At 52.3% G+C, this 25,286-nt stretch carries 25 protein-coding genes; 15 read left to right on the top strand and 10 right to left on the bottom strand.

Annotated elements, in window-relative coordinates; translation table 11 throughout:
• Positions 1-158: 158 nt before the first annotated feature.
• The 7 genes from AC58P5_RS19385 to AC58P5_RS19415 all read left to right on the top strand — a co-directional run bounded on the left by AC58P5_RS19385 (position 159) and on the right by AC58P5_RS19415 (position 7,558).
• Positions 159-860 (top strand): response regulator transcription factor, encoded by a 702-nt coding sequence (locus AC58P5_RS19385; protein ID WP_497389386.1) that lies wholly within the window; start codon positions 159-161, stop codon positions 858-860.
• A complete protein-coding gene (locus tag AC58P5_RS19390) occupies positions 857-1,840 on the top strand; it encodes a sensor histidine kinase (RefSeq protein WP_497389798.1) in 984 nt (327 codons plus the stop codon). Before AC58P5_RS19385 ends, AC58P5_RS19390 begins: the two co-directional genes overlap by 4 nt.
• A gap of 155 nt (positions 1,841-1,995) precedes the next feature.
• Positions 1,996-2,766, top strand: a complete 771-nt coding sequence (locus AC58P5_RS19395; protein WP_497389388.1) for an ABC transporter ATP-binding protein — start codon at positions 1,996-1,998, stop codon at positions 2,764-2,766.
• Positions 2,741-4,660 (top strand): FtsX-like permease family protein, encoded by a 1,920-nt coding sequence (locus AC58P5_RS19400; RefSeq protein WP_497389390.1) that lies wholly within the window; start codon positions 2,741-2,743, stop codon positions 4,658-4,660. The genes AC58P5_RS19395 and AC58P5_RS19400 overlap by 26 nt, the downstream gene beginning before the upstream one ends.
• 235 nt (positions 4,661-4,895) lie before the next feature.
• Complete coding sequence (locus AC58P5_RS19405) at positions 4,896-5,063, top strand: hypothetical protein (RefSeq protein ID WP_497389392.1); 168 nt, start codon at positions 4,896-4,898, stop codon at positions 5,061-5,063.
• A gap of 98 nt (positions 5,064-5,161) precedes the next feature.
• Positions 5,162-5,704 (top strand): stage II sporulation protein M, encoded by a 543-nt coding sequence (locus tag AC58P5_RS19410; protein WP_497389800.1) that lies wholly within the window; start codon positions 5,162-5,164, stop codon positions 5,702-5,704.
• A gap of 372 nt (positions 5,705-6,076) precedes the next feature.
• A complete protein-coding gene (locus AC58P5_RS19415) occupies positions 6,077-7,558 on the top strand; it encodes a protein adenylyltransferase SelO (protein ID WP_497389394.1) in 1,482 nt (493 codons plus the stop codon).
• Positions 7,559-7,697: 139 nt separating this feature from the next.
• On the opposite strand, the gene AC58P5_RS19420 is transcribed toward AC58P5_RS19415, so the two are convergent.
• From AC58P5_RS19420 to AC58P5_RS19445, 6 genes are all read right to left on the bottom strand, one after another.
• Positions 7,698-8,429, bottom strand: coding sequence for a glycosyltransferase family 2 protein (locus tag AC58P5_RS19420; RefSeq protein WP_497389396.1), 732 nt, complete (start codon positions 8,427-8,429; stop codon positions 7,698-7,700).
• Positions 8,429-9,169, bottom strand: a complete 741-nt coding sequence (locus AC58P5_RS19425) for a glycosyltransferase family 2 protein (RefSeq protein WP_497389398.1) — start codon at positions 9,167-9,169, stop codon at positions 8,429-8,431. The genes AC58P5_RS19420 and AC58P5_RS19425 overlap by 1 nt, the downstream gene beginning before the upstream one ends.
• Before the next feature lie 232 nt (positions 9,170-9,401).
• Positions 9,402-10,181, bottom strand: coding sequence for a DUF4179 domain-containing protein (locus AC58P5_RS19430; protein ID WP_497389400.1), 780 nt, complete (start codon positions 10,179-10,181; stop codon positions 9,402-9,404).
• A complete protein-coding gene (locus AC58P5_RS19435; protein WP_497389402.1) occupies positions 10,159-10,746 on the bottom strand; it encodes a sigma-70 family RNA polymerase sigma factor in 588 nt (195 codons plus the stop codon). The genes AC58P5_RS19430 and AC58P5_RS19435 overlap by 23 nt, the downstream gene beginning before the upstream one ends.
• A 481-nt stretch (positions 10,747-11,227) precedes the next feature.
• Positions 11,228-11,629, bottom strand: coding sequence for an ester cyclase (locus tag AC58P5_RS19440; RefSeq protein WP_497389404.1), 402 nt, complete (start codon positions 11,627-11,629; stop codon positions 11,228-11,230).
• A gap of 67 nt (positions 11,630-11,696) precedes the next feature.
• Entirely contained in the window at positions 11,697-11,915 is a 219-nt protein-coding gene (locus AC58P5_RS19445) for an ester cyclase (RefSeq protein WP_497389406.1), read from the bottom strand.
• Positions 11,916-11,997: 82 nt separating this feature from the next.
• Here AC58P5_RS19445 and lepB point away from each other — a divergent pair, with 82 nt between their 5' ends.
• The 3 genes from lepB (at position 11,998) to AC58P5_RS19460 (ending at position 15,796) form a co-directional block, all read left to right on the top strand.
• The gene (gene lepB / locus AC58P5_RS19450; protein ID WP_497389408.1) at positions 11,998-12,588 is read left to right on the top strand and encodes a signal peptidase I; all 591 of its coding nucleotides are present in this window, start codon (positions 11,998-12,000) and stop codon (positions 12,586-12,588) included.
• Between the two features lie 371 nt (positions 12,589-12,959).
• Positions 12,960-14,735, top strand: coding sequence for an HSP90 family protein (locus AC58P5_RS19455; RefSeq protein WP_497389410.1), 1,776 nt, complete (start codon positions 12,960-12,962; stop codon positions 14,733-14,735).
• Entirely contained in the window at positions 14,732-15,796 is a 1,065-nt protein-coding gene (locus AC58P5_RS19460; protein ID WP_497389412.1) for a hypothetical protein, read from the top strand. Before AC58P5_RS19455 ends, AC58P5_RS19460 begins: the two co-directional genes overlap by 4 nt.
• A 27-nt stretch (positions 15,797-15,823) precedes the next feature.
• On the opposite strand, the gene AC58P5_RS19465 is transcribed toward AC58P5_RS19460, so the two are convergent.
• On the bottom strand, positions 15,824-16,975 hold the full coding sequence (locus AC58P5_RS19465) for a UvrB/UvrC motif-containing protein (protein ID WP_497389414.1): 1,152 nt from the start codon (positions 16,973-16,975) through the stop codon (positions 15,824-15,826).
• Positions 16,976-17,167: 192 nt separating this feature from the next.
• Between AC58P5_RS19465 and AC58P5_RS19470 the strand changes: the two genes are divergently transcribed.
• The 4 genes from AC58P5_RS19470 to AC58P5_RS19485 all read left to right on the top strand — a co-directional run bounded on the left by AC58P5_RS19470 (position 17,168) and on the right by AC58P5_RS19485 (position 21,158).
• Complete coding sequence (locus AC58P5_RS19470) at positions 17,168-18,541, top strand: metallophosphoesterase (protein ID WP_497389416.1); 1,374 nt, start codon at positions 17,168-17,170, stop codon at positions 18,539-18,541.
• 433 nt (positions 18,542-18,974) lie between these two features.
• The gene (locus AC58P5_RS19475; protein ID WP_497389418.1) at positions 18,975-19,316 is read left to right on the top strand and encodes a zinc ribbon domain-containing protein YjdM; all 342 of its coding nucleotides are present in this window, start codon (positions 18,975-18,977) and stop codon (positions 19,314-19,316) included.
• Positions 19,317-19,485: 169 nt separating this feature from the next.
• Positions 19,486-20,004: a GNAT family N-acetyltransferase gene (locus AC58P5_RS19480; RefSeq protein WP_497389420.1), complete on the top strand. Its 519-nt coding sequence runs from the start codon at positions 19,486-19,488 to the stop codon at positions 20,002-20,004.
• Between the two features lie 92 nt (positions 20,005-20,096).
• On the top strand, positions 20,097-21,158 hold the full coding sequence (locus AC58P5_RS19485; RefSeq protein ID WP_497389422.1) for an LLM class flavin-dependent oxidoreductase: 1,062 nt from the start codon (positions 20,097-20,099) through the stop codon (positions 21,156-21,158).
• A gap of 230 nt (positions 21,159-21,388) precedes the next feature.
• Here AC58P5_RS19485 and AC58P5_RS19490 read toward each other — a convergent pair whose 3' ends face one another.
• Genes AC58P5_RS19490 through AC58P5_RS19500 form a run of 3 tightly spaced genes read right to left on the bottom strand, consistent with a single transcriptional unit; the run spans position 21,389 to position 23,408 of the window.
• On the bottom strand, positions 21,389-22,786 hold the full coding sequence (locus AC58P5_RS19490) for a M14 family metallopeptidase (protein ID WP_497389424.1): 1,398 nt from the start codon (positions 22,784-22,786) through the stop codon (positions 21,389-21,391).
• A 47-nt stretch (positions 22,787-22,833) separates the two neighbouring features.
• The gene (locus AC58P5_RS19495) at positions 22,834-23,007 is read right to left on the bottom strand and encodes a hypothetical protein (protein WP_497389426.1); all 174 of its coding nucleotides are present in this window, start codon (positions 23,005-23,007) and stop codon (positions 22,834-22,836) included.
• 38 nt (positions 23,008-23,045) lie between these two features.
• Positions 23,046-23,408 carry a copper amine oxidase N-terminal domain-containing protein gene (locus AC58P5_RS19500; protein WP_497389428.1) on the bottom strand — a complete coding sequence of 121 codons (363 nt, stop codon included), beginning with the start codon at positions 23,406-23,408 and terminating at the stop codon, positions 23,046-23,048.
• Positions 23,409-23,746: 338 nt separating this feature from the next.
• Here AC58P5_RS19500 and AC58P5_RS19505 point away from each other — a divergent pair, with 338 nt between their 5' ends.
• Entirely contained in the window at positions 23,747-25,276 is a 1,530-nt protein-coding gene (locus AC58P5_RS19505; protein ID WP_497389430.1) for an alpha/beta fold hydrolase, read from the top strand.
• Positions 25,277-25,286 lie beyond the last annotated feature (10 nt).

Here is a 25,286-nt window from a genome sequence, read left to right on the forward strand (position 1 = left end):
AGCTTCTTTACAACCCCCAATTCAAAGATTAAATGAAATGCAACCAACTCCATAATCAGATTCCACCTCGCGTCTCCCTTATTGGGACAACGCGCTCTTTTGTGGTTTAATGGAGGTGACGCCGAGGCATTTGCAGAAAAAGGGAGGGAATTTCCCGGATGAATAAAATTATGATCGTCGAAGACGATCCTAAAATAGCGGAATTGTTGAAATCGCACATTCAAAAATACGGGGACGAAGCGATCGTGGTGGATGATTTCCAGCGCGTGATGGACCTGTTTCAGGAGCAGCTTCCGCAGGTCGTGCTGCTGGACGTCAATCTGCCGAGCTACGACGGCTATTACTGGTGCCGCCAAATCCGCACGGTGTCCACGTGTCCGATCATTTTCATTTCCGCCCGAAACGGGGAAATGGATCAGGTGATGGCGCTGGAGAGCGGGGCGGACGATTATATCACGAAGCCGTTCCATTATGAGATCGTGATGGCCAAGATCCGCAGCCAGATCAGGCGCGTCTACGGAGATTATGCGACGAAGGAACGCATTGTGGAACGGGATGGGCTCATTTTGTATCCCGAGCGGATGGAGCTGCGGCTGAAGGAGCAGTCCGCGCTTTTGACGCGCAAAGAATCGCTGCTGATGGAGACGCTGATGCATCATTGTCCCCGGATTGCCAGCCGGGAGATTATTCTCGACAAGCTGTGGGACGATTACAGCTATGTCGACGATAACGCGCTGAGCGTCAACATTACGCGGCTGCGCAAGAAGCTGGCGGAACTCGGCATCGACGATGCCATCGAAACGCTGCGCGGCGTCGGGTACCGGCTGCACCTTACATGGAAGGGCGAAACGAAGCGATGAGGCTGTTTGTACGGGACCATGTGCCGCTTGTCGGGTTCAGTCTGGTACAGATGCTGGCCATCCTGCTGATCTGCTGGCTGGACGGGTACAACCATCTAGGGACCGCTTTGTACGCGCTGTTTCTCGGCCTTTGCGTGCTGCTTGTTTATCTGATGTACCGCTATGTCCGGCTTCGGGCATTTTACCGGTACATCTCCGACCCGAGCGACGTCCTGCCGAGGGAGCTTAAGGTAAGCCGTGCGCCGCTCGCGGCATCTCTAACGAAGATTTTGGATACCCAATACCGCGAAAATAAACAGCGGCAGCATGTGTGGGAGGAAAAACAGCGGCAGCACCTGACATTCATGAATCAATGGGTGCACCAAATGAAGACCCCGTTATCGGTCATCCAGCTCATTACGCAGAACGGCGACGACGAGCGGTTTGCCAGTATTGCGGAGGAGTCCGACCGGCTGCGTCACGGGCTTGAAATGGTGCTTTATATGGCACGGCGGGAAACGTTCGCCCAGGACTTCCACATTTACCGGGTGCAGTTAAGAGAGCTTGTGAACGAGGTCATTCAGGACAACCGGCGGTCGTTCATCCGGCATTACGTGCATCCGGAGCTTCTGATTGACGAGAGCATCACGGTCGAGAGCGACGCCAAATGGCTGCGGTTCATCGTCCAGCAGCTCATCTCGAACGCCATTACGTATTCGGCCGGGAGCAGGACGAAGGTCGTATTCAAGGCGCATACGCAGGATAGGGCCGTCATTCTAAGCGTCACGGATCGCGGCGTCGGCATACCCTCATCCGATTTGAAGCGGGTGTTCGATCCGTTTTTTACAGGCGAAAACGGGCGGAAGTTTAAAGAATCGACAGGCATGGGCCTGTATTTGGTGAAGGAAGTGGCAGACCGCTTGCATCACCGGGTCGAGATCGAATCCGAGACCGGCAAAGGGACGACCGTCCGCATCATTTTTCCGTACGCGACCGAATAGGGCGACTAGTGAGCGATCACTCTTCGCCTTTTTGTGTATGCACCGGTGTGTAGGCTTTGCGGAGTCTTACATCTCTGTAAGATTGGCGCAAGATAGCGAGATAGGAGCGGCGGATCGCTTGGGGTATGCTAGAAGCAAGAAGGGACGTGTTTTGCTTGGACATTTTGAAGGTGACGAACTTATGCAAAATTTACAATGAAAAAATGCCGTTTGAGGCGTTGTCGGATATTAACTTGACGATTGAGAAGGGGGAATTCGTCGGCATCATGGGTCCTTCCGGAAGCGGCAAAACGACGCTGCTCAATCTGGTGTCGACCATCGACGAACCGACGTCCGGAGAGGTTTGCGTGGACGGCAACCATCCGCACCGGATGAACGCGGACGAGCTGGCGCTTTTTCGCAGACGCAAGCTGGGCTTTATTTTTCAATCGTTCAATTTGCTGCCTACGCTGACCGTGAAGGAAAATATTTTACTGCCGCTTACGCTCGAAGGAGTCGCGCTGGATCAAATGAAAAGCCTGCTGGAGCCGATCGCGGAACAGCTTGGCATTACGCCGGTCCTGGACAAGCGGACCTATGAGATTTCCGGCGGACAGGCTCAGCGAACGGCCATCGCGCGCGCGTTGATTCATTCGCCGAAGCTGGTGCTTGCCGACGAACCGACAGGCAATCTGGACTCTAAATCGGCCCGCGATGTCATGGAACTGCTGACGGCGATGAACAAGCGGCAGGAAGCGACGATGATGCTGGTCACGCACGATGCGATGGCGGCAAGCTACTGCGACCGCGTGGTATTTATCAAGGACGGCAGGTTTCATAATGAGATCACGCAGGGAGGAAACCGTGAAGTCTTTTACCAGAAGATCATCAACGCCCTTTCGCTGCTAGGAGGCTACAGACATGACTTTCCGACAGTTCGCGTTTAATAACGTCATCCGCAACAAACGGGTTTATCTGGCGCACTTCTTAAGCAGCTCGTTTTCGGTCCTTGTTTTTTTCGTCTATGCCCTTCTGTTGTTTCATCCCGATCTGCAGGGAGAGCTGAAAACGACGAGCAGAACGATCAGTGCACTCGCGACCAACGGTATGCGCCTTTCGCAAGTGATCCTCTTCATTTTTTCGTTTTTCTTCTGCCTGTATTCGGCCGGGACTTTTCTGCAAACCCGCAAGCGGGAATTCGGCATTCTGATGATGCACGGCATGTCCCCGCGGCAGCTGCGCCGTCTCGTTTTCATGGAGAACTTGCTTATCGGGAGCGCGTCGATTGTAACGGGTATCGTCGTGGGGCTTGTTTTCACGAAGATGATTCTGCTCGGCATCGCCAAGCTGCTCGTCATCAAGGCCGGCTTGACCTTCTACGTGCCGGTGCTGGCCATTGTTACGACGGCTGCCGCATTCGCTCTGCTGTTTGGCGTTGTCGCGCTGGTCACCTCCCGGATAGTGAAAGCCGGCCGGCTCGCGGATTTGTTCCGGTCGGATGAAAAGCCGAAGCCCGAGCCGAAGCCTTCACGGCTGCTGTCGGTCTTGGCGATTGTCCTGATCCTGGCAGGATACGGCGTTGTGATGGTTTACGTCCACAGGTACTTTCACTCGTTCTGGCTTCTTTTTGCCGGTGTCGGTCTCGTAGTCGCAGGTACCTACTTCCTGTTCACGCAGCTCAGCGTGTACGCGCTCCGGAGCTTGAAACGGAAGGACCGCGTGTTCTTCAAAGGGACGAATCTGCTGGTTTTGTCGCAGCTGGCGTATCGCATGAAGGATAACGCGACGATGTTTTTCATGATCACGATCGTTTCGGCGATTGCCTTTACCGGGATCGGCACGGTGCTTGCGACGAATCACCCTGGGCTGAAAGAGATGGAGAACCCGTATGCCTTTACGTACAAAACGGATCTGAGTGTTCAAAAGGAAGAAGAAGTTATTTCACGGATCCAAAAACAACTGGAGGACCACGGCTTCGAATACGACTTAAACGTTGTTCATGCAAAGCGGCTGTGGGGGCGCCTTGTCCTCGTCAAGCAGAGCGAATTTAACGCCTTGGCCAAAACCTTGGGACTGCGCGATACGGAGGAGCTGGCAGACGGGGAAAGCCTGCTGCTGCCGGGCAGCCTCTATCTGGCTACTCTAATTAAACAGAAGGAGGAAATCGTGCCTGACTCAATTGACCTCGGAATTAGTGAAACCTGGCAAAAGAACGTAACGGTAAAGCAGTACGTGCCGACGGTCATCCTGCCGGAGGGGCACTATACCGTTGTCGTTTCCGATCGAGTCTTTGAAACTGTGCCGGAGATTGAAGACACGCAGCTGCATTTTAATTTTTTCTACGTGGCCGATTGGCAGAACACCCGGGATGTCGCGAGCATGCTGTCAGAAGAGATCGGCCAGGATGAATTCGACCGGTTCGAATTCGATGCGTTAGTGCTGGACTGGCTGTCCGATAAGCAAACCAACGGACTGCTGTTCATTATCAGCGCAATGGTAGGCGTCGTATTTTTCACCTTCGCCGCCAGTTTCCTGTACTTCCGGCTGTACGCCGATATGGAACGGGACCGGGAGCAATACGGGATGATCGCGAAAATGGGCCTCCTGAACAAGGAGCTGCGGAGGATTGTGACGAGGCAGCTGCTGCTCATGTTTTTCCTGCCGATCGTCATGGCGCTCGTACACAGCGGGGTAGCGTTTATCGCTCTGCAGCAGTTGGTGGATTTTTCCGTCTGGACGAATTCGGTGCTCATTTTCTTGTCCTTCATCGGGATTCAGGTTGTTTATTTCTTTCTTATCCGCTGGCGTTATTTGCAGCATATGTATCCGAAAAACGGATAAGAATCAGGTGGCTCCGCGTTATGCGGGGCTGTTTTTTTGCCGTTTAAAAACGGTGGTTAAATCTCCGGAGCTTTAGCTGTACAGAAATTAGAAGACTAGTATTTTCTTACGCGTATTCCATAGACTTCTCCGGATACCTGTCCCGAATCTATCGGATACTCTACTCAAATTTAGAACCTTTTCAAAGGTAGTTTCATAGAGTAGCAGTATCTTAAAGGGAAAGGTGGTGCTTACCATGTTCATGGATGTAGCTCAAATTCTCGGCGTTGACCTTTCGATCGCGACTCAAATCATTGAGGCTCTGATCTCCTCGGGTACTCTTCCTCCGGAGCTGGAGCCGGTACGTCAGCTTCTTCTCACGCTGATCAACCTGGGTCTGATCGACACGGCCATCGCTCTGTAAGTCACCGAAAAAGTGTATCTGCCCGGCAGATACACTTTTTCCCTTAACGTCAGCTTGCAAGGACATCACGAAGATTGGGGAGATTAAGGGTGAAATCCATGTTGATCCGGGTTTGGAAACAAGAGAAGAAACGGCTTCTGGTCTCCGGTGTGCTCTTATTTGTCGGCGTTATTCTCGGCCTTTCGCTGGGAAGCCAGATAAACGTTAACCCCGGCACGTACTACCGTCCCGATCGGGATGCCGTGTGGTACGCGCTTGCCATCAATAATATCGGAACGGCTTTTATCGTTGCGGCCAGCGGGATCCTGCTGTCTATCCCGACAGTTCTGCTGCTGCTGTTCAACGGCCTTATGATCGGCTTTGTCATCGTCTTGTCTTCCGCGGTGCATTCTTGGCCTACTATCTTGGCAGGGCTGCTTCCGCACGCGATTCTGGAAATCCCCGCACTGCTGCTTGCAGGGGCTATCGGAATGAGGCCGCTTGGCTTATTTGCTCGTGCTATCAAGTTGAAACAGGCAATAAGCTGGAAAAAGGAAGCCTCGGACAGCGCCAAACTTTTCGCCATCGTAGCGGTGCTATTGATTGCGGCCAGCCTGATTGAAGCGAACTTGACGCCGGTCATAATGAACTGGACACGCTGATCCTCCGAGATCGCTTAAACTACTAAACAGAGCTTATTACTGGAGTTATTAGAGTCAATAAGCTCTTTTTGTCTAAAAAAGATTTGAAATTTTGTCCCGGATAAGAGAATAATGAGGAAAGCCTTTCACCAGCAAGAGGCGGGTGCAGGGGACAAGCACAACGTTCACACCTGCAAGGTACACAGGGTTACATAGAGAAGGCTCATTTCAGCCGATAGGCGGCAGCGAGTGATTCGGGCATAGAAAGGGTAATATACGTTTATAAAAGGGCAGGACTCCACGAGGAGACGCAGCCTTGTGTAGAGGTGGACTCTTATTCTACAAACCCGTTAAGCGATCCAAATAAAATGATGGAGAACAGAAGGAGACAAGATGACGGATAAAAAAGCAGGGACGGAAACCGGTTGGAATTTTGACAATAGTTATGCCCGTTTGCCGGACATATTTTTTACCAAGACGAATCCGACTCCCGCGGCTTCGCCGGATGTAGTCATTTTTAACGATGCGTTGGCGGCGTCTCTGGGACTGAACAGTCAAGCGCTTAAAAGCAACGAAGGAACCGAAGTGTTCGCCGGCAACCGGATTCCCGAAGGCGCCGAACCGCTTGCCCAAGCTTATGCAGGGCATCAATTCGGGCACTTTACGATGCTGGGCGACGGCCGTGCCGTTCTGCTCGGAGAGCAGATCACTCCCGGCGGCGAGCGGATGGATATCCAGCTCAAGGGGCCGGGCCGGACGCCGTATTCCCGCAGGGGCGACGGCCGGGCGGCCCTCGGGCCGATGCTGCGCGAGTACATCATCAGCGAGGCCATGCACGGGCTCGGCATTCCCACTACGCGCAGCCTGGCCGTGGTGACCACCGGCGAACCGGTCTACCGCGAAACGGAGCTGCCCGGTGCGGTTCTGACCCGCGTGGCGGCGAGTCATCTGCGCGTGGGGACCTTCCAGTTCGCTGCGAAGTGGGGGTCCGCCGAGGATCTGCAGGCGCTGGCCGATTACACCCTGCAAAGACACTACCCGGAAGCAGCCGCAGCAGGAAGCGGGAACCGCTATCTCTCGCTGCTTCAGGCAGTCATCAAGCGCCAAGCGGCGCTGATTGCCAAGTGGCAGCTTGTCGGCTTTATCCACGGGGTGATGAACACCGACAACATGGCCCTCAGCGGAGAGACCATCGATTACGGTCCCTGCGCCTTCATGGACGCCTACGACCCCGAGACGGTGTTCAGCTCCATCGACACGTACGGGCGCTACGCTTACGGCAATCAACCGCACATAGCGGCCTGGAACCTTGCCCGCTTCGCCGAAACGCTCCTGCCGCTGCTTCATGACGATCAGGAGCAGGCCATCAAACTGGCCGAAGAGGCGATCGCGCAGTTTGGCGTGCTGCATAACCGGAGCTACCTTGCCGGTATGAGAGCGAAGCTCGGCCTCTTTAACGAGGAGGAGGGTGATGAGTCCCTCATAGAGGATCTCCTCGGTTTGATGCGGAAGCGGGAGGCCGACTACACCAACACGTTCTTGGCCTTAACTTTCGGTAAATTTGAAGGCACGGCCTTGTCCGGGACGGATGAGTTTACCCGGTGGCATGAGCTGTGGCAGGCCAGACGGGGCAGGCAGCCGGAGTCCGAAGCCTCCTCGCATGAGCTGATGCGCAGCAGCAACCCTGCCGTAATCCCCCGCAACCACCGGGTGGAAGAGGCGCTGGAAGCCGCGGTGGAACAGGGAGATTACAGCGTAATGGAGCGGCTGCTTGGCGTTCTGGCGGAGCCCTCCGCGCACTCTCCCGAACAGGCCGCTTATTCTACGCTGCCGGAGGCTTGCGACAGCCCTTACCGGACGTTCTGCGGCACGTGACCGCAGACGGATAAGGTTTGTTCATCCGATTGAGCCGCCGAAAAGAGCACCGTTCTTCCGAACGGTGCTCTTTTGTATGTCGCCCGAGGGATGAGGACAGCCTCGTCCCTCAAGACTGCCGACTTGAATTACCGTGAGCTTAAGAATCTAAACTCCGGCGGCTCACGAATTTTCGTGCGTTGTCCGCTTTCACCACTTTGGCGTTTCCGGCTAAAAGCCGCCGATCGCTTACGATCCACGTGTGATCTTTGGAATTTTTCCTGCGAATCGCCAGAAAGTTATAGGGGCTGCCTGAATAAATCCTAAACCCTTTTGCCGCGCTGTCGGAACAGAACTTCACGCATTCGCCCCGGTTCCGGTCCGGAAAGCCGACTTTATCGAACACGTGCCGCTTCACGAGAAGGGTCGCCCCTTGTACCAGGGAGACATATTGATTTTCCCGGGCGGGATAACGAAGAAGGAGTTTGTTTTTCCCGTTCAGATACATATAATGGGCCCGCTTCCCTACGATATCGGCGCCGGTTTTCGCCATAATCCGCATACTGTCCGTCAAATAGCCGGGAGCATAGTAATCGTCGTCGTCAAATTTGGCGATCCGGTTATATTTCGATATTCGGACACCGAAATTCAGGCAGTTACCGAGCGATATAAGCCCCGGCAGGCTGTATATCCGTACTTGCTTATGGGCTTTTGCGGCTTTGATATACTCGTTCACGTTCAGGTTGTCCTGATTCAGGATCACGATAAGTTCTTTGTTTCTGAATTTCTGTCTGCTGTAATTCCGGAAAAGAGTCTCCATGCAGTCCCGGCGTTTGGTACAAGTGATGATGGAAACGGCATGTTCCGGCCGAGCGGCATCCGGCTTCGCCATTAGAGAGCGCCGTCCTTGGGCTTTTTTTGCACAAACTTCTTGTAATTGTTCACGTTGGAGATTTTCTTATGATGAGTGATCAGTTCCCGGTCGCTGATGATCCAGGTATGGTTGCTGGAGTTTTTCCGGCGTATGGCGACGAAGTTGTTTTTTCCCGCGGAGTAGACTTTGAAGCCCTTTTTCTTGCTTCTTAGGCAAAAAAGATCGTCTTCCCCCACGTTCCGGTCCGGAAACGGCACCTTCTTCAAAACGTCGCGTCTAATGACGAGAGTAGCTCCCGGCAACCGGGTAACGGGACGGTTTTCATCCTGCGAAAAACGAAGGATAAGCGTTTTCGAACCGCGCAAGTACATATAATGAGCCCGCTTTCCTATGACATCGGCTTTTGTTTGCCGGAGGGTCTGCAAGCTTTCGGTGAGATAATAGGGGGCATAATAGTCGTCATCATCGAATTTGGCAATGTAGCCGTATTTGGTTTTCTTGACTGCATAATTCAAGCAAGCGCCGAGAGAGGTTTGTTCCGTAACGCGGAAAATGCGGATATTTCGAAGTTTTTTGGCTAATTCCCGGTAGGGGGCGAGCGGTATCTTATCATTGTTCACGATGATGATGAGCTCTTTAGTCGGGTGCTCTTGTCTCTTGTAATTATCAAACAGATTTTTTAAATAATTGCGGCGATTGGTGCATGTGATAACGGAAACTCCCAGCTTTTTTACAGATTCTATTGAGCCTTCTTTCATTTTTCGTTCCTCCTATCCGTAAAGACTCCATACTATCTCAATTTACGATATGTAGAATGCTAGTAATAGGAACGGCACGGCAGGAAAATAGAGCATAAGCACATACCTTGCCGGTATCTGTTTAAGAGAATCAACGAGCACGAAAATGGATAAGGGAGTGCAAATAAAAAAGACGCCGGGCCGCCGACGTCTTCTTCCTGATTCCTATTCTCGAAATTTTTATCAACCGGACTCAATGCGCTTTCTCGGAAGCTTGCTTGGCCTTGCTCTGATCGATCGTGAACTGCGCTTTCCAGCTGCCTTTGGTGGCGCCGATGCGGTTAATATCCACGTTCAGGCGGATAGACTCAGGCAGCTTGGCGTGTGTGGCGAAAGCAAGCACGCCCTCGGGCTGATCCTTCTCGGCGATGCCTGTGTTGATTTCGTTTCCGGCCGCGTCCGTCAAGGTGAACGGAAGATGATCCTTTTTACCGGTGCCGATAAAGCTGAGGACCGAAAAACCTTCCAATCCGTTCTCCTGATAGGTCGGATTATCCACCTGCTTGCCGTTTTTCTTGCCGTCATTAATGACATTCAGGCCGCGGGTATCGAATTCGTAAGGAACGAGCTTCCCGTCTTCTCCGGTGATCTTATAGTGTACGAGCACTTTGCTATCCTCGACGTATACTTCGGAGAACTGGACGGTGAGGCCGTGATCGGTAATTTTCTCGTTCATCGGAACCGACAAGCCTTCGGAAAGGGCGCGTTTGGTGCCTTCACTAACCAGTCCGTTGATGTTGGCCGAATCTTTGAAGAAGTAAGACGTTCCGCCCAGGGAGGCGAATACACTCGTGGGAACAAGGATAGCGGCGGCGATACTGAAGGCGACAAGTCTTTTTTTCATGGGTTTGGACTCCTTTTTCTTATGAAATTCGAGGAAGGATTGGCGGACACGCCGGTCCACTTCCTGCGGGATCTCAACGTTTTCGATTTGATCTTTCAGCGTTTCTTTAATGTTTTCCGGAATAGACATTCGGATAAGCCTCCTCGTCCAATGGAGTGTCGAATTTATTTCGCAGTTGTTTCAAAGCCAGATGAACTCTGGATTTTACCGTGCCGGACGGAATCGCCAGCAGTTCGGCAATTTCGTCGTACGTATACTCGTAGAAATAGCGGTATATAACGACCACCCTGAGTTTATAGGGCAGCCGGTTAATGGCATCCCGCACATCTTGCCGGAGTTCGTTACCGGCCAGAGCTTCATCCGGCGTTTCCACATGCGGCTCTTCGCTCAGACGAGAAGTTTTGTCGGTCAGACGGAATCGTCTCCAGAGCTGACGGCGCCAGCTGCTCACCTGCCGGATGACAATTCCGTTCAGCCAGAAATGAAAAGGACGGCTGCGGTCATAGCCGGGCAATGCGCGCCACAGCTGGTAGTAAATTTCACTCACGATATCGTTAACGTCTTCTTTATTGGAAACGAGCACGGCGACGGTTCCATAAACTTTGCGCCGGGTCATGCGATAGATCTCTTCCATCGCTTCCTGATCCCCGGCCGCCAGCCGGTCGAGCCAATGTTCGAGCTGTTCGTCATTCATTCGAGGGCCCCCTGAACTTGTATACATGAGAGATTGGCTCTCCGGACCGAAAAGGTTCACTAGTTTTAAAAAAAATTTTTGTGAAAGGGGTAAAAAGGTTAGCCGGATGCGCCCTGCGGCGGATTAGCTTTCACGGATAGTAGGACGAATGGGGGCGGACAAAGGTTAGGGGAAAGCGTGGGAAGGAAAGAAGTGCCGCATGGACCCATCTTGGGAATACAGGCCGGAGTCCGCATAAGCATGCAAAAAATACCCCGAGCGATTTGCCGATCCTTCCGGGAGGAAAGCCTTCATACGCAGGGGGTACGATCATGCAGGTTCTATAAACAAGCGTGAAAAGAAACTATTGTCGGGTTTCGTTGCATAAAGAGGACCTTGGCTCCAATGCTTTCTCGTAAAAACGGATTGCCTCTTGTGCGTTTCCGTTCATGGTTGGTAGGTGTTCATTTGTAACGCCATGACGGGGACATCTCCTTAGCGGTTATTTGCCCGAATCTGGCTCCACATGGTCACCATGTCGATCCACCCGCGGTGCTCGGTTATTTTGGCCGCCATCTACACGATATTGACGGTACAACGTGACATCAATGGAATTGCCGGTAGGCGCACTTCCGAAAAACGTTCCCTCATGCGTGCCTTTCACGACCATGCGTACCAGAACTTTTTCGCCTTGGGCCATGATTTCTTCGACGGTGTAGAGTTTATCGGGGAAGGCTTCCAAGATTGTTCCGGCAAAGCGCTTGAGACCTTCCTTGGATTCGTAAGAAAGTTCCTGATAATCGTCGGATAAAAACCGTTCGGTACAATCCCACTCGCTTTGATTCCAGAAAGCTTCGATAAACGCGTTTACGGTTTCGATATTGTGCTGCTCGGTTGTTTTCATATCCAGCATCTCCTTCGGTTTGATTGGCATGGCCGGTCTTGAGACCTTCGTTTCGAACAAAGCCGGTTTAATCGGCTTGAAGCTGCGGCAAAAGCGTGCCCGTGTCGAACCAGCCGTGCTGCTCGGCGATGCTGCCGCCCGTTAAGCGGAATTCACGGAACTGGGTGATCTTCACGGACCGGCCTGTCGGCGCGTTTCCTGCGAATGTGCCCGTATGCGTACCGGTTATCACAATTCTGGCTATCACTTTCTCGCCCTGGGCCATGCCGGTTATCCTTTCGGGCATGAAAACCTTCCTTGAAACCGGGGAGACACTTACCGGCAGATAGAGGCGAAACGGTATTATGCCAATCGGAGGGGGATAAACGATGAAACAATGGCTTCTAGCAGGCCTTCTACTAAGTTCACTTGCCGCATGTTCCGAAAAGGTGATGGAGGACAAAGATACGAAGAAATCTGTGCCCGAAATGTCCGCCGGCAATCATACACTCGTGGATCCGCTAAGTGACGCAATGGACCGTGGTCGGCACGAGCTAGAGAAGAATGTGGTAGTCGATGTCTCATCTTATAAAACCCGGGCCGTGGCAAGAGGGGACATCGTGTACTATGGGGATCGTAACGTATCCAGAGTGGTCGCACTTCCGAATGAGAAAATAAACATAACGAACGGACAAATTTATATTAACGGGGCCAAATTGGATACGTTCTACGGGGCTGCCCATATTCGGGGATATGATTATAAAGAGTTTCAAACTAGTGACATGGAGGAGCCCGCCAAACAAAGGTTGATCGAAGAAATCTATAAGAAACAGGCGGAAGAAATCACGTTGAGCGGGGATGAAGTCTTCATCATCGGTGATGATTGGTCCAGGAGCAATACCTCCACCTTTCGCAGACTATCCCTGCAAGATTTAAAGGGTAAGGTTATCGGGGTTTGCACAACATGCAGCAATCCTTAGCGATTATTCGGACTATAATGCCTCCACTATGAAAATAATAGAGTCTCCTTTTTAGACTGCTCGAATCCGGCAGTCTTCTTCGTTTGGGAGGATATTCGCCTCCCAGAATCGCTGTTTTTGAACTTTTGCGATCAGATCCAATGAGTCAAACTCTATTAAACGGATAGACAATCGGCAAACTCCGGAATTGAGCGGCGGGGGCGGATATGGATAGTGAATGTTTATTTTATTGTATTTCAAAAAAATAAGGACAATAAACTTTAAAATAAACTCTATATACAGCTAATTTTTATCTACACTCCCAATTTCACAATTTGATATACTAATTTTAACCAATCCGTGATTACAAAATTAAAAGGACGATGAAAACGATGAATTTTCAGGTTGATTTACAAGGTGTCATTGATTTGTTATCGAATCACCTTTACTCCGACCCTGGAGTTTTTATCCGGGAATTACTTCAGAACGGCATAGATGCCGTTACGGCAAGAAAACGACTCGGACAGGAGTTTGAAGGAGAAGTAAGAGTAGAGGTGTTCTCTTCAAGTACCATTTCTTTCTCCGACAATGGCTGCGGTTTAACGGAAAAGGAAATTGAGCAGTTTCTCGCTAAGATCGGCAGTTCCGCCAAAAGAGAAGATAAGGATCTTGCAGACGATTATATCGGACAATTCGGCGTCGGTCTTCTGTCTTGCTTTGTCGTCAGTGAAGAGATCGTACTGATTACCCGTTCGTCAAATGGGGAAGGCGGCTCTTTGGAATGGCGGGGAAAGCCGGATGGCACCTACTCGATCAAAAAATTAGAGCGCCAAGTCCCCGTAGGAACTACGGTATATTTGAAAGCGAAAACGGATTACGAAGAGTATTTCGAGTTTTACCGGTTGAGAGAGCTATTGGAGAAATACGGGGAATTTCTGCCGACACCGATTATATTGTCCGAAGATAACTACGAAGTGAGCATCAATACTTCCATCCCGCCGTGGGATATGGACAAACAAGAAGCCATGGATTTTGTAGAGGAAACGGCCTATTTCAGACCTATGGATGTAATCTCGCTTAGTTCGGTCATAGGGGGCGTTAAGGGCATCGCTTCGATCCTGCCTTATGCTGTCAGCCTGCAAGATGAGAAAAAACATCGTGTTTATTTGAAAGGCATGCTTTTATCCGATAAGATGAGCAATGTTTTGCCGCCTTGGGCTTTTTTCGTCAACGGGATTATTAACACGGAGAATTTACGGCCCACGGCTTCGCGGGAGGCTTTTCAGGAGAATGATCTGTTCTTTAGCGTAAGGGATGAACTTGGAGAATGCATTAAGAACTACTTGATTGAATTATCCCAGGAGAATCAGGAGCTGTTTAAACGCATCGTACTGGTGCACTACGCTTCCATCAAAACAATGGCTGTTGAAGACGAAGAGCTTTACGAGCTTTTTATTCGGCATTTGAGTTTTGAAACTTCTTTCGGCGATCTTAAAATGGCGGAAATCCTTGAAAGTCACAATCACCTGCTAGTGGCGCCTACTCTGGATGAATTCCGGCAGGTAGCGCGGGTGGCTAAGGCGCAGGACTTGATGGTTATCAATGGCGGGTATGTTCATGACTTGGATCTCGTACTGAATTTGAGTAACGTTATGGACGATATTTCCGTTGATGTCCTGGATATTTTGGAATTTGCAAACCGGTTTAAAGAGCTGAACGTCATGGAGAAACAAGAAACCCGGCCTTTCCTTGATTATTCCAATGAAATACTCCGGAGTTTCCAGTGCCGCTCCGTAGTCAGATGGTTTGAGCCTGCCGATATTCCGGTTTTATACAATACGAATCAGGAAGTTAATTTCTTTAAGCTGGCGGAAGAGAGCGAGAAGGAAGCGAACCCTCTATTCGCTGAAGCCGTGCGCGTCGTCAAGAATGAGCTGTATGATCAACCCTTTGCGCGGCTTTGTTATAACTACAACAATCCCATTGTCCGGAAGGCCATGGAGTCTCGCGACTTGGAAGCCCAGAAAGCTTGCATCGAGCTGCTTTATACTCAAGCCCTGTTACTGGGGAACCATCCCTTAAGTCCAGTAGAGCTCTCCATGATGAATGAATCGTTGTTTCATTTCATGAATATGGGTTTGGACCGGATGCCTGAGGTCGGACAATGAAGAACCGTTTCGATGAATTGAGGCGCGGAAGCTGGAGTATGCCGGACGGGAAACAAAAGCTGGCGGTCATGGAGGAAATGATTCGAATAGCTGATCTTTACATGACGGAAGAAGACTCGTACCACGTCCGGATGAATTACACGTCAGCTGCCATGGATGCGGGCTTTTCGGAAAAAATGTTAATCTCGTTTGCCTGGTGTGTGGCCAAATTCGATAAAAATCCGGGGAGATACTCGCATTTTGATTTACTCTGGCATTATAAATGGATTCTGGACAGCGTATGGAGAATACCCGAAATTACGTTTGAGCAAATGGAGCGGATGTTTGAGGATTTTAAAGAAAGATGCATCCGCTATGGGTATAATTTGCGAGCCTACCACCAGAAGCGGGTAAACTTGTTTATCTCGCTTGGGATGCTTCAGGAGGCGGCCGAGTCCTACAAGCTGTGGAGATCGACGCCGAGGGATTCACTGGCGGACTGCCAAGCCTGCGAACAGAACTTATTCGGAGAATTTTCATTTAAAATGAATCATTTAAAAAGAGGCATGCAGGCAGTCAAGCCCATTCTGGAAGGCAGGATGAGATGCGGATCGGTTCCGCAAAATACTTACAGCCTGATTATCATGCCTTTGCTGAAATTAAAAGAGTATGACAGGGCCGTCGCAATTGCGAAGAAAGCCGTCCGTGAACTCGAAGGTCCGCAATATTTGGAGGAATACGGGGTTTTCCTCGAATTCTTCACCATAACGGATATGTCTAAGGCGACAAAACTTTATGAGCAGACCATAAGATACGGCTTGGAGAGCAAAATAGGCTGGTCCCGGCTGCAATATTTTTACTCGGTCCGTTTGTTTCTGAAAGAGTGGGGAAAGACGAAGCGAAGGAAAAGGCTGGCCGAGTCGGATCGCGTTACTTTACCCTGGATCGACCATGAAATCGCAAAGCTGACCGAAGCGTTCAACCGCAGAAACGGAAGCCCCTACGTGAACGAATTTCTGACGGAAAAGCAAAAGCATACCGAGAGACTCGTTGCCGCCTACCGGAACAGTAACAGCCAGTAAGAGATCCGTGATTCGCATAAATAAGGTTCAAGCGCCGGGGCCGTCTTGCTCTCCGGCGCTATTTTGTGCGCGTACATACCCCGCAATCAACTCTTCAACCGCTTCTCCAAGCTCGTCTTCATGCCCGGGAATCAGCCAACGTCCGGGAACGATCAGATAGCTGCGGTCGCTTCCTTGCAGAAAGCTGTACAGGATCTGCGCTTCGTCAATATCGTGCCGGCTGATTTCGGGGCGGGGAGACAGCGGTTCTTCCGGGCGGAAAGTATCCAGAATCGCGGAGCGTATCCGGCTGTGCAGTGCATGGGGCGCCGCCGGCCCATTCTGATCCTCGCATGGGGCTGCGACTTTGGTATCCCGCACAATACGGTTCCCTTTAACGAGGATGAGTTTAGCCTCACGGCCGTTAACGGGTTCCAAAATGACGATGTTCCGGTCTTCTGCGGCGAACCCGATCACTTTCTCGCCCCGGATCAGGGAACCGACGGTTTTGATCAGGTCCCGGTATTTGGCGGCGGCTTCGAAATTGTGATTTTCGGCCGCTTCCGTCATCCGCCGTTCCAGATCTTGCAGAACAACCGGAGGGTTCCCGTTCAGGGAAGAGATGATTTTATCGAGGATGGCGTTGTAGGTTCTTAGGGCGTCCTCCCTGCCCGTGCACATTCCTAGGCATAAGCCGAGAGAGTGATTGAGACAGGGCGAGTTTTTGGCGTAAGGACTGCTGCAGAGGATCCGATAGCTTTCCAGGAGCCCCTGGACGGCTTTTTCCACCGTGCTTCTGCTCGTATAGGGTCCGAAAAAAAGATCGCCCTCTTGTCCGACGGGGTCGTTCGTAATGTCAATACGGCGGAGCCCCTCACGGCTGCTGCGGATGACGAGGTACGTATACGCCAGCGGATTTTTCATTTTTCTATTATATAAAGGCTTCAGCTGTTTGATTAACCGGCATTCCAGCATGAAGGCCTCGAATTCCGTATCGGTCAGACGGATCTCGAAATCGCGGATATTGCTTATGAGTCGTTTGACTTTGGGAGAATGGGCTTTGGAATGCTGAAAATAGGTTTGGACTCTTTTTTTGAGAGATTTGGCTTTGCCCACATAAATGATATGGCCCAGACGGTCTTTCATCAGGTAAACGCCGGGAGTTAAGGGAAGGTTTTTTACCTTTTCCGCGAGATTCATAGAAATCCCTCCATTGCTCTTGCTCAGCCCTGTCATTATATCAAATGCCTGATCGGACAGAAAGCGCGGCGGACCCGGGAGAGCGAAGGTCAAGGCGGGAGGAAATTAATTCGCCCCAAATAAACTGTTAATATTTACCAAACACTTCTTTGCTAGGATGAAGTGATTTCATTCTTGTTTGAAGGGGTGTGCATGATGTACAAATTCAGCAAGTCCAAGTGGCTCGCCGTGCCCATGGCTGCTCTCATGGCGGCGGCCGTCGCTTTACCGGGAGCGGGCGCCGGAGCTCTAGGAAGCTCCGCAGCGGCCGCGGCAGGCTCCAAGGCTCCAACGGCTTTGGCGCTGACGTTCAACGGGGATGCCAAAACCTCGCAGGGGTTCGCCTGGTATACCGATCCCGCCGTTACCGGCACGAAGCTGCAGGTGGTGGAATCGTCTCTCGTTACCGGCGGCGTATGGCCGGGAAGCGGCGTTATCTCCTTCGAGGGGAGCACGGCGCCGATCCAGGTTTATCAGTCGAGTTCGGACAAGAGCGCGGGCAAGAAGACCGCTTACGCCGATCATAAGGTTACGGCAGCGGGCTTAAAGCCGGGCACCGAGTACACGTACCGCGCCGGAGACGGCCAGGAAGGGAACTGGAGCGAGACCGGCACGTTCAAGACCGAGGAACAGAGCGGCGGGCCGTTCACGTTCCTCTACACCACGGACCCGCAGGGTACGACCGAACGGGAGTACGCGACCTGGAACCATACGCTGGAGGAAGCGGTCAAGAAGTTTCCCGCGGCCCGCTTTATCACGATCACGGGGGACCTGGTCGACAACGGGGACATCGAGAATCAATGGTTTTGGCTGCTGGGCAAGCCGAAGGCCATTCTGAAGAAGACGCCTCTCGTGCCCGCGCTCGGCAACCATGAGGGCAAGTCCAACAACAACTTCTGGTACCACTTCAATCTGCCGAACACCTCCAATACGGGAGCGAAGCCGGACGGGTCGGTGTACGCCTTCGATTACGGCTCCGCCCGTTTCCTGGTCATCAACACCGAGTACAACGAGGCGAAAGGAACCGACGCCGTGTACCGGAAGCAGGAAGAGTGGCTGAGAGCGGAAGCGGCCAAGACAGACAAGAAGTGGAAGATCGTCTTGTTCCACAAATCGCCTTATTCCGTAGCGAGTCATTCCTCCGACAGCGATGTTCTCTTCTTCCGCAAGAAGCTTGCGGCTCTGTTCGACGAAATCGGCGTTGACGTCGTGCTGAGCGGTCACGATCATACGTATACGCGCACCTATCCGATGTACAATAACGTGCCTCAGAAGGACACGGCGGTGGACAAAGACGGGAACCTGATTAATCCGAAGGGAACCCTTTATCTGGTCAGCAACGCCGCCGGAGATAAAAGGTACACGCCGAAGTCCGGGCCGTTCCCGTATGCGTTTAAATACGGCCAGCCGGGCAAGGAAATGTTTACGGGGATTACCGTGGCAAACGATAAAATCACGTTCCAGGTTTATACGACCACGGAAACGGGCACGACCGCTCTGTACGACCAGTTCGGCATCGCCAAATAGGACGCGAATCCGAATCCGGTCCAATAAGCGAAACTTGATCCAATTCAGCAGGGGGCCGTGTTAGCCCGGCAAGCGCCTGAAGGCGGCCCGGCCGTAACTGACTTCCGGATTTACGAGAAGCCCCGCCGAATCCGGTTCGAGCGGGGCTTCTTTTTCTTGCGCCTTGTCCGCTGATGCTTGTCGTTCCGGTTAACGGCTGCCGTTATCTCGCCCTTTTTATGGAATATGACTACAAACCATAGGGAAAAGTAAATGAAATACGAAGTCTGTGTATACCGTGGTTATTTTGCTTTACTTCAAAAAAACAACGAAGACCCGGCTCCGGTTGAATCGCTTTAAGGCAGGCGAACCGCGGAATGTTTGTCAGGATGATGAGAGTGTGGCAGAATATAAGGATAGAAGGTACTGACCAGCGAATGGAGAACACGAACTTATGTCGAATCTGCCAAACTGTCCGGCATGCAATTCCGAATATACCTATGAGGATGGAAACCTTCTGGTTTGTCCGGAATGCGCCCATGAATGGAATTCCGATTCCGAATCCGGGAACGGGGAAGAAGAGAAGGTCGTTAAAGACGCCAACGGCAATGTTTTAAAGGACGGCGATTCTGTTTCCGTCATCAAAGACTTGAAAGTTAAAGGAAGCTCTTCTGTTCTGAAGATAGGCACCAAGGTAAAAAACATCCGTCTCGTTGACGGAGATCATGATATCGATTGTAAAATCGACGGCTTCGGAGCCATGAAATTAAAGTCCGAGTTCGTTAAGAAAATTTAATGCGGAATAGAGCAAAAACGAGCCTGTATCAGGAAGCCCTCTGACTTGGAGGGCTTTATTTTTGCATCGCCGTATAACCGGGCCGGCCTTCGGGACAGACGGGCGCGGTACCTTCAGAATAAAATCTTAACTTTAAGATACATGAGACACAGCGAAAGGAAGAGGACTTATGAACAGGGAACAGTTTGATGAAGTATTTGAATTAATGGAGGCTTCTTTTCCCGATACGGAAATAAGGACTTGCGAAGGGCAGCGGGCGCTGCTCGCTCATCCCGCTTACCGGCTTAACGTGAGCCGGAATGAGAACGGAGAAATCCTGGCCTTTATGGGGGTCTGGGAATTCGAAGCGTTTCGTTTCGTGGAACATATCGCGGTCAATCCGAAACAGCGGGGCGGAGGAATAGGCAAAAAGCTGATGACGGCTTATACGAGCGGTTCTTCGACTCCCGTCGTACTGGAGGTAGAGCCCGCGAACGACACCGATTCCAAACGGAGAATTGAATTTTACGAGCGCCTCGGCTTTCATTTGAACGCCTTTGACTATTTTCAGCCGCCCCTCAGGGCAGGGCAGCCGGAGCTTGCTCTGCAAATCATGAGTTATCCGGAGCCGATGAGCGAGGAAGAATTCCAGCCGTACAAAAAAGTACTCATGGCCGAGGTCTATAAACAGCCCGCCTCCAGCCGATAAAGCCAACATCGTGAACGATATAGCGGATGATTTAAGCCTGCACGCTCTCAAAGCTGCGGGCAGACGGAACATATAATCAGGAGGGCTGCAAAATGGAGATAGGGATAAGCACGTTTGTGGAAACGACGCCGGACGTTCATACCGGCGAGGTGATCAGCCACGCGCAGAGGCTGCGTGAGGTTGTGGAAGAGATTGTGCTCGCCGATCGGGTAGGGCTGGACGTGTACGGGGTAGGGGAGCATCACCGCAAGGATTATGCGGCGTCTTCTCCCGCAATCGTACTCGCCGCGGCTGCGCCGCAGACGAGCCGTATCCGGCTGACCAGCGCGGTCACGGTGCTCTCTTCGGCGGACCCCGTACGCGTTTTCCAAGATTTCGCCACTCTCGACGGCATTTCGGGCGGCCGTGCGGAAATCATGGCGGGCCGGGGCTCTTTCATCGAATCGTTTCCTCTTTTCGGCTACGATTTGGACCATTACAACGAGCTGTTCGACGAGAAACTGGAACTGCTTCTGAAGATCCGGGCGTCCGAGAAAGTGACCTGGCAGGGCGGCCACCGGCCCGCTATCGACAACCTGGGCGTGTATCCGCGTCCGGTTCAGAATCCGCTGCCGGTCTGGATCGGCAGCGGTGGCAACCAGGAGTCCGTGGTCCGCGCGGGTCTGCTCGGTTTGCCGCTCGTGCTGGCCATCATCGGAGGCAGCCCCGTGCAGTTTGCGTCCCTCGTGCAGCTGTACAAGAAAGCGGCCGCTCATGCAGGCCATGACGCCTCTAAGCTGCCGGTCGCCTCGCATTCGCACGGCTTCATCGCCGAGAGTACGGAGCTTGCGGCCGACAAGTTCTTCCCGTCCACGCAGGCCGTCATGAACGTGCTGGGACGGGAGCGGGGCTGGGGGCCTTACGACCGATCCAGCTTCGATTCCGCGCGGAGCTTTAACGGAGCCTTGTATGTAGGGGACCCGGAAACGGTCGCACGCAAGATCGTTCATCTCCGCAAGAACGTAGGCATTACCCGGTTTCTGCTGCACGTGCCCGTCGGCACGATGCCTCACGACGAAGTCATGAGAGCCATCGAGCTGCTGGGGACCGAAGTGGCGCCGCGGGTACGCGAGGAAGTTGCCGCGTGGGAAGCGGAAGGCGGAGAGAAAGTTTAGCGGGCCGAAAGGCTGTATGCTAGTGTAAGGAAAATACTTCCGCATAGGACAGACCCGCAAACCTGTCCGGCTGCCGGTCGCAGGCTCAAATAGAAAAGGCCCGGTTAGCTGGTTTTAGACGCTAAGACGGGCCTTTTCTAGTTCGGCATCGGAGCACCGGCATGAACGACAAAAAAAGGAGCCGCTGTAAACGGCTCCTGCCTCGTCTTCCTGTTTAGTTGCTCCAGTCTCTATTTGACCTGAACCCAGGCGTCTCCTAACCAGGTACGGATGTGGTACCAGTCCTCCATCTGCTCAAAAGCCGCTACCGTCTGGGGGGAAAGCTCCGACAGAATGCCGGAAGATTGATGGGGTTCACGGTACATACGGGTGTTTCCGGTCAATTCGACCTTCGATTCTTTGACTTCGATTTTCCCCAGAAGGGGCTTGTTTACATGGATCCACGATTTACCGAGCCAAGTATCGACGCGGAACCAGTTGCCGAGACGCGCATCCGCTTTTAACGGCTGCGCCGTCAGGGAAGCGCCGGTTTTGTTCCGGCTGTCCGCCTCCGAATAAAGGGGAAGGGGCTCCGTCAGAATAAGATCGAAGCTTTTGTACTCGACGGGAATCCGCTCCTTCCAAAGCTCGAATCCTTGCTGGGCGGCAAACAAGCCCAAATCCCTGTTTTCGGTCCAAATGCGCGGAAATTCCGACAGGGGCAGGCTTCCTTCCCCGGCATATCTGCCGATTTCAGGCGTCAATCCGGGACGGCCGAGGGATTGGATAAACCAGTCGGTAAAGCCTCCGCCTGACGGGTTGGACTCCGGTTTTACGGGTGTATACCCGGTCATGGCCGCAACCTGGGACATGATTTTACGATCTCTTTCCAGATTCTTGTCCAGGTTATGGAAATTCCAGTACAGGATTCCTCCGGAGGAGTGGTAAGACAGCTCCATTTCCGGATCGACTTCTTTGGTGAAGGCTACCATTGCCTTCGTTTCCGCTGTCTGGAGCGGCTCGTCCCCTTTGAAATTCTTGTAATACGGCCGGCCGGAATTATTGCGGATGGTTTTCCATTCCGCCGGATATTGGCGGTTCAGGTCAATGCCCTCCGCATTTGCCTTCCATCGCGAAAAGTCGGTGCTTTTCTCATTCATAGCTAGAAGGCCTGCGCGGGCTTCGCCCGGAAAAGCGGATACGCCCTTCTGCTGGAGCGTGACGCCGTCCGGGTTGACCATGGGCACGAACCAGATGGACGTGTTGTTCAGAACGGATTGAAGAGCCCGGTCATTCATAGCCCCGTTGCGGACATAAAGCTGGGCATATTGGTCGATCATGTTCATGACCAGGTTGGTGGTCATCCATTCCCTGGCATGATGCGAAGCGTTAATCAGCACTTTCGCGTCGCCCGTTCCAAGCCGGACGGCCCAGATATCGCGTCCGTAGCGAGTTTTGCCGATGGATTTATATTCGATAAGTTCGGGATAAGTCTTGGCAAGCTGCCGGATATCTTCTGTCATTTGCTCATAGGTATACGTCTGATTGGGGTTCACGATATCTGTCGTTTCCGCATAGGCGGCTGCTGCGAATAGGAACGAAACCAGGGCAAAGACAACTAGCAGCATTTCAAGCATTTTTTTAGGCATGGCACGGCACTTCCCTTTGGATAGATTCAGGTGGTAAAAAGCAAAGATTAGACTTCGGGGAGCAGGCTGCCGGCCTGCCGGCCCATTTGTTCCCAAGCCTCTTTAAAAGGCTGCTTGGCTACGCGGCCCGTTTTGTTATGCGGGTCGCGGATGTAGATGTAATCTTCATGGCCAGAAAGTTTTCGCTCTGGTAGACCCGGTAAGGCGGGAAGCTGTCCCATACGACGGCATCCTTGCGGTTTTTGACGGTTGCGTTCGCCTACTGCTTCGCAAAGCATACGGTTTCCTGCCGGGTAGGGAATCCGTCCAAGAAGTTGGCATGCTGATAAACCCGGTAAGACGTGCCCTCCTTCAACGCGTTATTCCTGTCGATGGGAGCATCCGGGACCGGGCCGGGGCTTGACGCAGGTGTTCGTCTGCCGGAGATCCGGATGAATCCGTCTTCATAGTCGACATGGCTGCCGAGAGATTCGGCGATGCTGCGCAGCGGCACGCACGTCACGTTGTTCCGCAAAATGGGATGAACGGAGAGCGCGCGGTCCTGCCCGTCGACGGATATTTGCCTGCTGCCCACGGCGAACAGGATCTGGCGGTCGTTGGCAAAAAGCGGTTGGATAGGCATTAAGACCTGCACGGAAACCGATAAGAGCAGGACCCATCCAATACGCTTGCTGCTTTTTGGAAGCGGGTATGCTTTTTCATCGCAGTCGTCCTTTTTCGTTGAAATGCTCCGGTTTGCAGCGATTGGCGCCTGATAATTCTCGTAAAATATACTATTCAGCCCGTAAACAGCATAGATAAAGGCACAAAAACTTCCTTTATGGTAACAAAGTGAGGGTTACAGCAAGGTTACAAAAAACCGGAAATATTCGACAAAAACCGGAAAATTCTGTTGCCTGGAAGGGAGCGCGACCTTTAAAATAGGAAAAAAGACCTGCGGCACGCGTTTGGGGGAGTAAGATGCAGATGCATTTTGAAGACGGGGTAACCGTTTATTATAACGAATATTCGCCGGAAGAAGGAAACGGCCAGACCCTTGTTTTCCTGCATGGGCTTGGCTTGGACCGGACGATATGGAACGAGCTGATTCCTTATTTCGCCAGACATTACCGCATTGTGCTCTATGACCTTCCAGGACACGGACTCAACACGGAGTTAAAGGAAAACAGCTTAGACTGGGACTTTTTGACCGCCGATTTGCGAAGAGTTTTGAAAGCGCTTGAAATTACGTCGGCTCATCTTGTGGGACACGGGATAGGGGCCGGCATTGCGGTTCAGTTCTGCCGTTCCTATCCTGAATGCGTGGACCGTCTTGTCCTGATTTCACTTCCTGTTAAAATACCGGCGGCGCTTATCCGAAGAAAGATAACGGAGCGTAAACGGCTAATACAAGAGGGGGTGGATGCTTTAGCGGTTGAACTGGCTGCCTTTAAAACTTCGCTTCCTGTTCATACATCCGCCTTTCAGGTAGTAAGGGAGGCTTACCGGCGGATGAATCCGGATGTGTATGTCGGCTTTATGGAGTTTTTTATGGAGGGAGACGGCTGGAAGGAATTAAAATTCATCGCACACCGTACGCTCGTTCTGGCGGGGGAGTGTGATCCTCTTTATGTAACGGCGGCTTCGCTGGCGGTCGGGGTTCTGCCCAGCGCGTCCTTTCTGATCGTGCCCGGTGCCGCGAATATGCCCTTTGTGGAACAGCCGGGTACGACGGCGCTGTGGATCGAACAATTTTTGCATCGAAAAGACAGCCGGCCTTTAGCGGATGAGCCGCTGGTCAGGGAACTGCGGGATACGCTTCAGCTTTTCCTGGACGAAGGAGAGAAGCAGGCGGCGCTTGCCCAGGTGCTTAAAATTGATCTGCTCGGGTCTTTCCGAGTCTTTTTGAACGGACGGGAAATGGTGGACGGGTGGAACCGGCGCTACGCGAAGAGTCTGCTGGTGTACATGATCTTCCATCCGACTGCAACGCGGGAGGAGCTGTGCGATGCCCTGTTCCCGCAGATTTCCGGCAAAGCGGCTCTGAGGAATCTCAAGGTCTATCTGAATCATTTCAAAAATATGCTGCGAAGTTTCGAAGGAGAGTCTTCCATAGTTTCCGTCGATCGGGAATATGTCAGACTGCTTTGTCTCCTGCGTTGCGATTTGCTGGACTTTTTAAAGGAGCTGGAAGAGATCCGCACTATCGGCGAAAATCGCCGGTATGAACCGGCCGGCCGCCTGCTCGCCAGGCTGCCGGACCCTTTGCTGCCGGGTCTGTACGATGAGTGGTTTGTCGAGAAGAAGAATTGGCTGGAGATGGAGGTTGCCGACCTGGCCTCCTGGATGGCGGAGAAGGAAGAGCTGCGGGGCAGCCGCCAGCGTGCGGAGGCATACCGGCAAATGGCGGCAAGGTTCCTCTTTGATCGGGAACCTGAATACAGGGAGGGTGCGGCGGTGAACGGGAGACGGGGACAAACAGCAGAGGAGCGCAGACGGAAGAACGGGTAAAAAGCCGGTT

The organism is Paenibacillus sp. JT31N7 (assembly GCF_059692095.1).

Bases quoted from the DNA above. Each gene is read 5' to 3' on its own strand.
- AC58P5_RS19490 (WP_497389424.1), bottom strand. From the start codon at position 22,786: ATGCCTAAAAAAATGCTTGAAATGCTGCTAGTTGTCTTTGCCCTGGTT.
- AC58P5_RS19455 (WP_497389410.1), top strand. From the start codon at position 12,960: ATGAATTTTCAGGTTGATTTACAAGGTGTCATTGATTTGTTATCGAAT.
- lepB (WP_497389408.1), top strand. From the start codon at position 11,998: ATGAAACAATGGCTTCTAGCAGGCCTTCTACTAAGTTCACTTGCCGCA.
- AC58P5_RS19425 (WP_497389398.1), bottom strand. From the start codon at position 9,169: ATGAAAGAAGGCTCAATAGAATCTGTAAAAAAGCTGGGAGTTTCCGTT.
- AC58P5_RS19420 (WP_497389396.1), bottom strand. From the start codon at position 8,429: ATGGCGAAGCCGGATGCCGCTCGGCCGGAACATGCCGTTTCCATCATC.
- AC58P5_RS19405 (WP_497389392.1), top strand. From the start codon at position 4,896: ATGTTCATGGATGTAGCTCAAATTCTCGGCGTTGACCTTTCGATCGCG.
- AC58P5_RS19430 (WP_497389400.1), bottom strand. From the start codon at position 10,181: ATGTCTATTCCGGAAAACATTAAAGAAACGCTGAAAGATCAAATCGAA.
- AC58P5_RS19460 (WP_497389412.1), top strand. From the start codon at position 14,732: ATGAAGAACCGTTTCGATGAATTGAGGCGCGGAAGCTGGAGTATGCCG.
- AC58P5_RS19485 (WP_497389422.1), top strand. From the start codon at position 20,097: ATGGAGATAGGGATAAGCACGTTTGTGGAAACGACGCCGGACGTTCAT.
- AC58P5_RS19480 (WP_497389420.1), top strand. From the start codon at position 19,486: ATGAACAGGGAACAGTTTGATGAAGTATTTGAATTAATGGAGGCTTCT.
- AC58P5_RS19500 (WP_497389428.1), bottom strand. From the start codon at position 23,408: ATGCCTATCCAACCGCTTTTTGCCAACGACCGCCAGATCCTGTTCGCC.
- AC58P5_RS19445 (WP_497389406.1), bottom strand. From the start codon at position 11,915: ATGCCCGAAAGGATAACCGGCATGGCCCAGGGCGAGAAAGTGATAGCC.
- AC58P5_RS19400 (WP_497389390.1), top strand. From the start codon at position 2,741: ATGACTTTCCGACAGTTCGCGTTTAATAACGTCATCCGCAACAAACGG.
- AC58P5_RS19465 (WP_497389414.1), bottom strand. From the start codon at position 16,975: ATGAATCTCGCGGAAAAGGTAAAAAACCTTCCCTTAACTCCCGGCGTT.
- AC58P5_RS19495 (WP_497389426.1), bottom strand. From the start codon at position 23,007: ATGGGACAGCTTCCCGCCTTACCGGGTCTACCAGAGCGAAAACTTTCT.
- AC58P5_RS19415 (WP_497389394.1), top strand. From the start codon at position 6,077: ATGACGGATAAAAAAGCAGGGACGGAAACCGGTTGGAATTTTGACAAT.
- AC58P5_RS19390 (WP_497389798.1), top strand. From the start codon at position 857: ATGAGGCTGTTTGTACGGGACCATGTGCCGCTTGTCGGGTTCAGTCTG.
- AC58P5_RS19435 (WP_497389402.1), bottom strand. From the start codon at position 10,746: ATGAATGACGAACAGCTCGAACATTGGCTCGACCGGCTGGCGGCCGGG.
- AC58P5_RS19385 (WP_497389386.1), top strand. From the start codon at position 159: ATGAATAAAATTATGATCGTCGAAGACGATCCTAAAATAGCGGAATTG.
- AC58P5_RS19475 (WP_497389418.1), top strand. From the start codon at position 18,975: ATGTCGAATCTGCCAAACTGTCCGGCATGCAATTCCGAATATACCTAT.
- AC58P5_RS19440 (WP_497389404.1), bottom strand. From the start codon at position 11,629: ATGAAAACAACCGAGCAGCACAATATCGAAACCGTAAACGCGTTTATC.
- AC58P5_RS19505 (WP_497389430.1), top strand. From the start codon at position 23,747: ATGCAGATGCATTTTGAAGACGGGGTAACCGTTTATTATAACGAATAT.
- AC58P5_RS19470 (WP_497389416.1), top strand. From the start codon at position 17,168: ATGATGTACAAATTCAGCAAGTCCAAGTGGCTCGCCGTGCCCATGGCT.
- AC58P5_RS19410 (WP_497389800.1), top strand. From the start codon at position 5,162: ATGTTGATCCGGGTTTGGAAACAAGAGAAGAAACGGCTTCTGGTCTCC.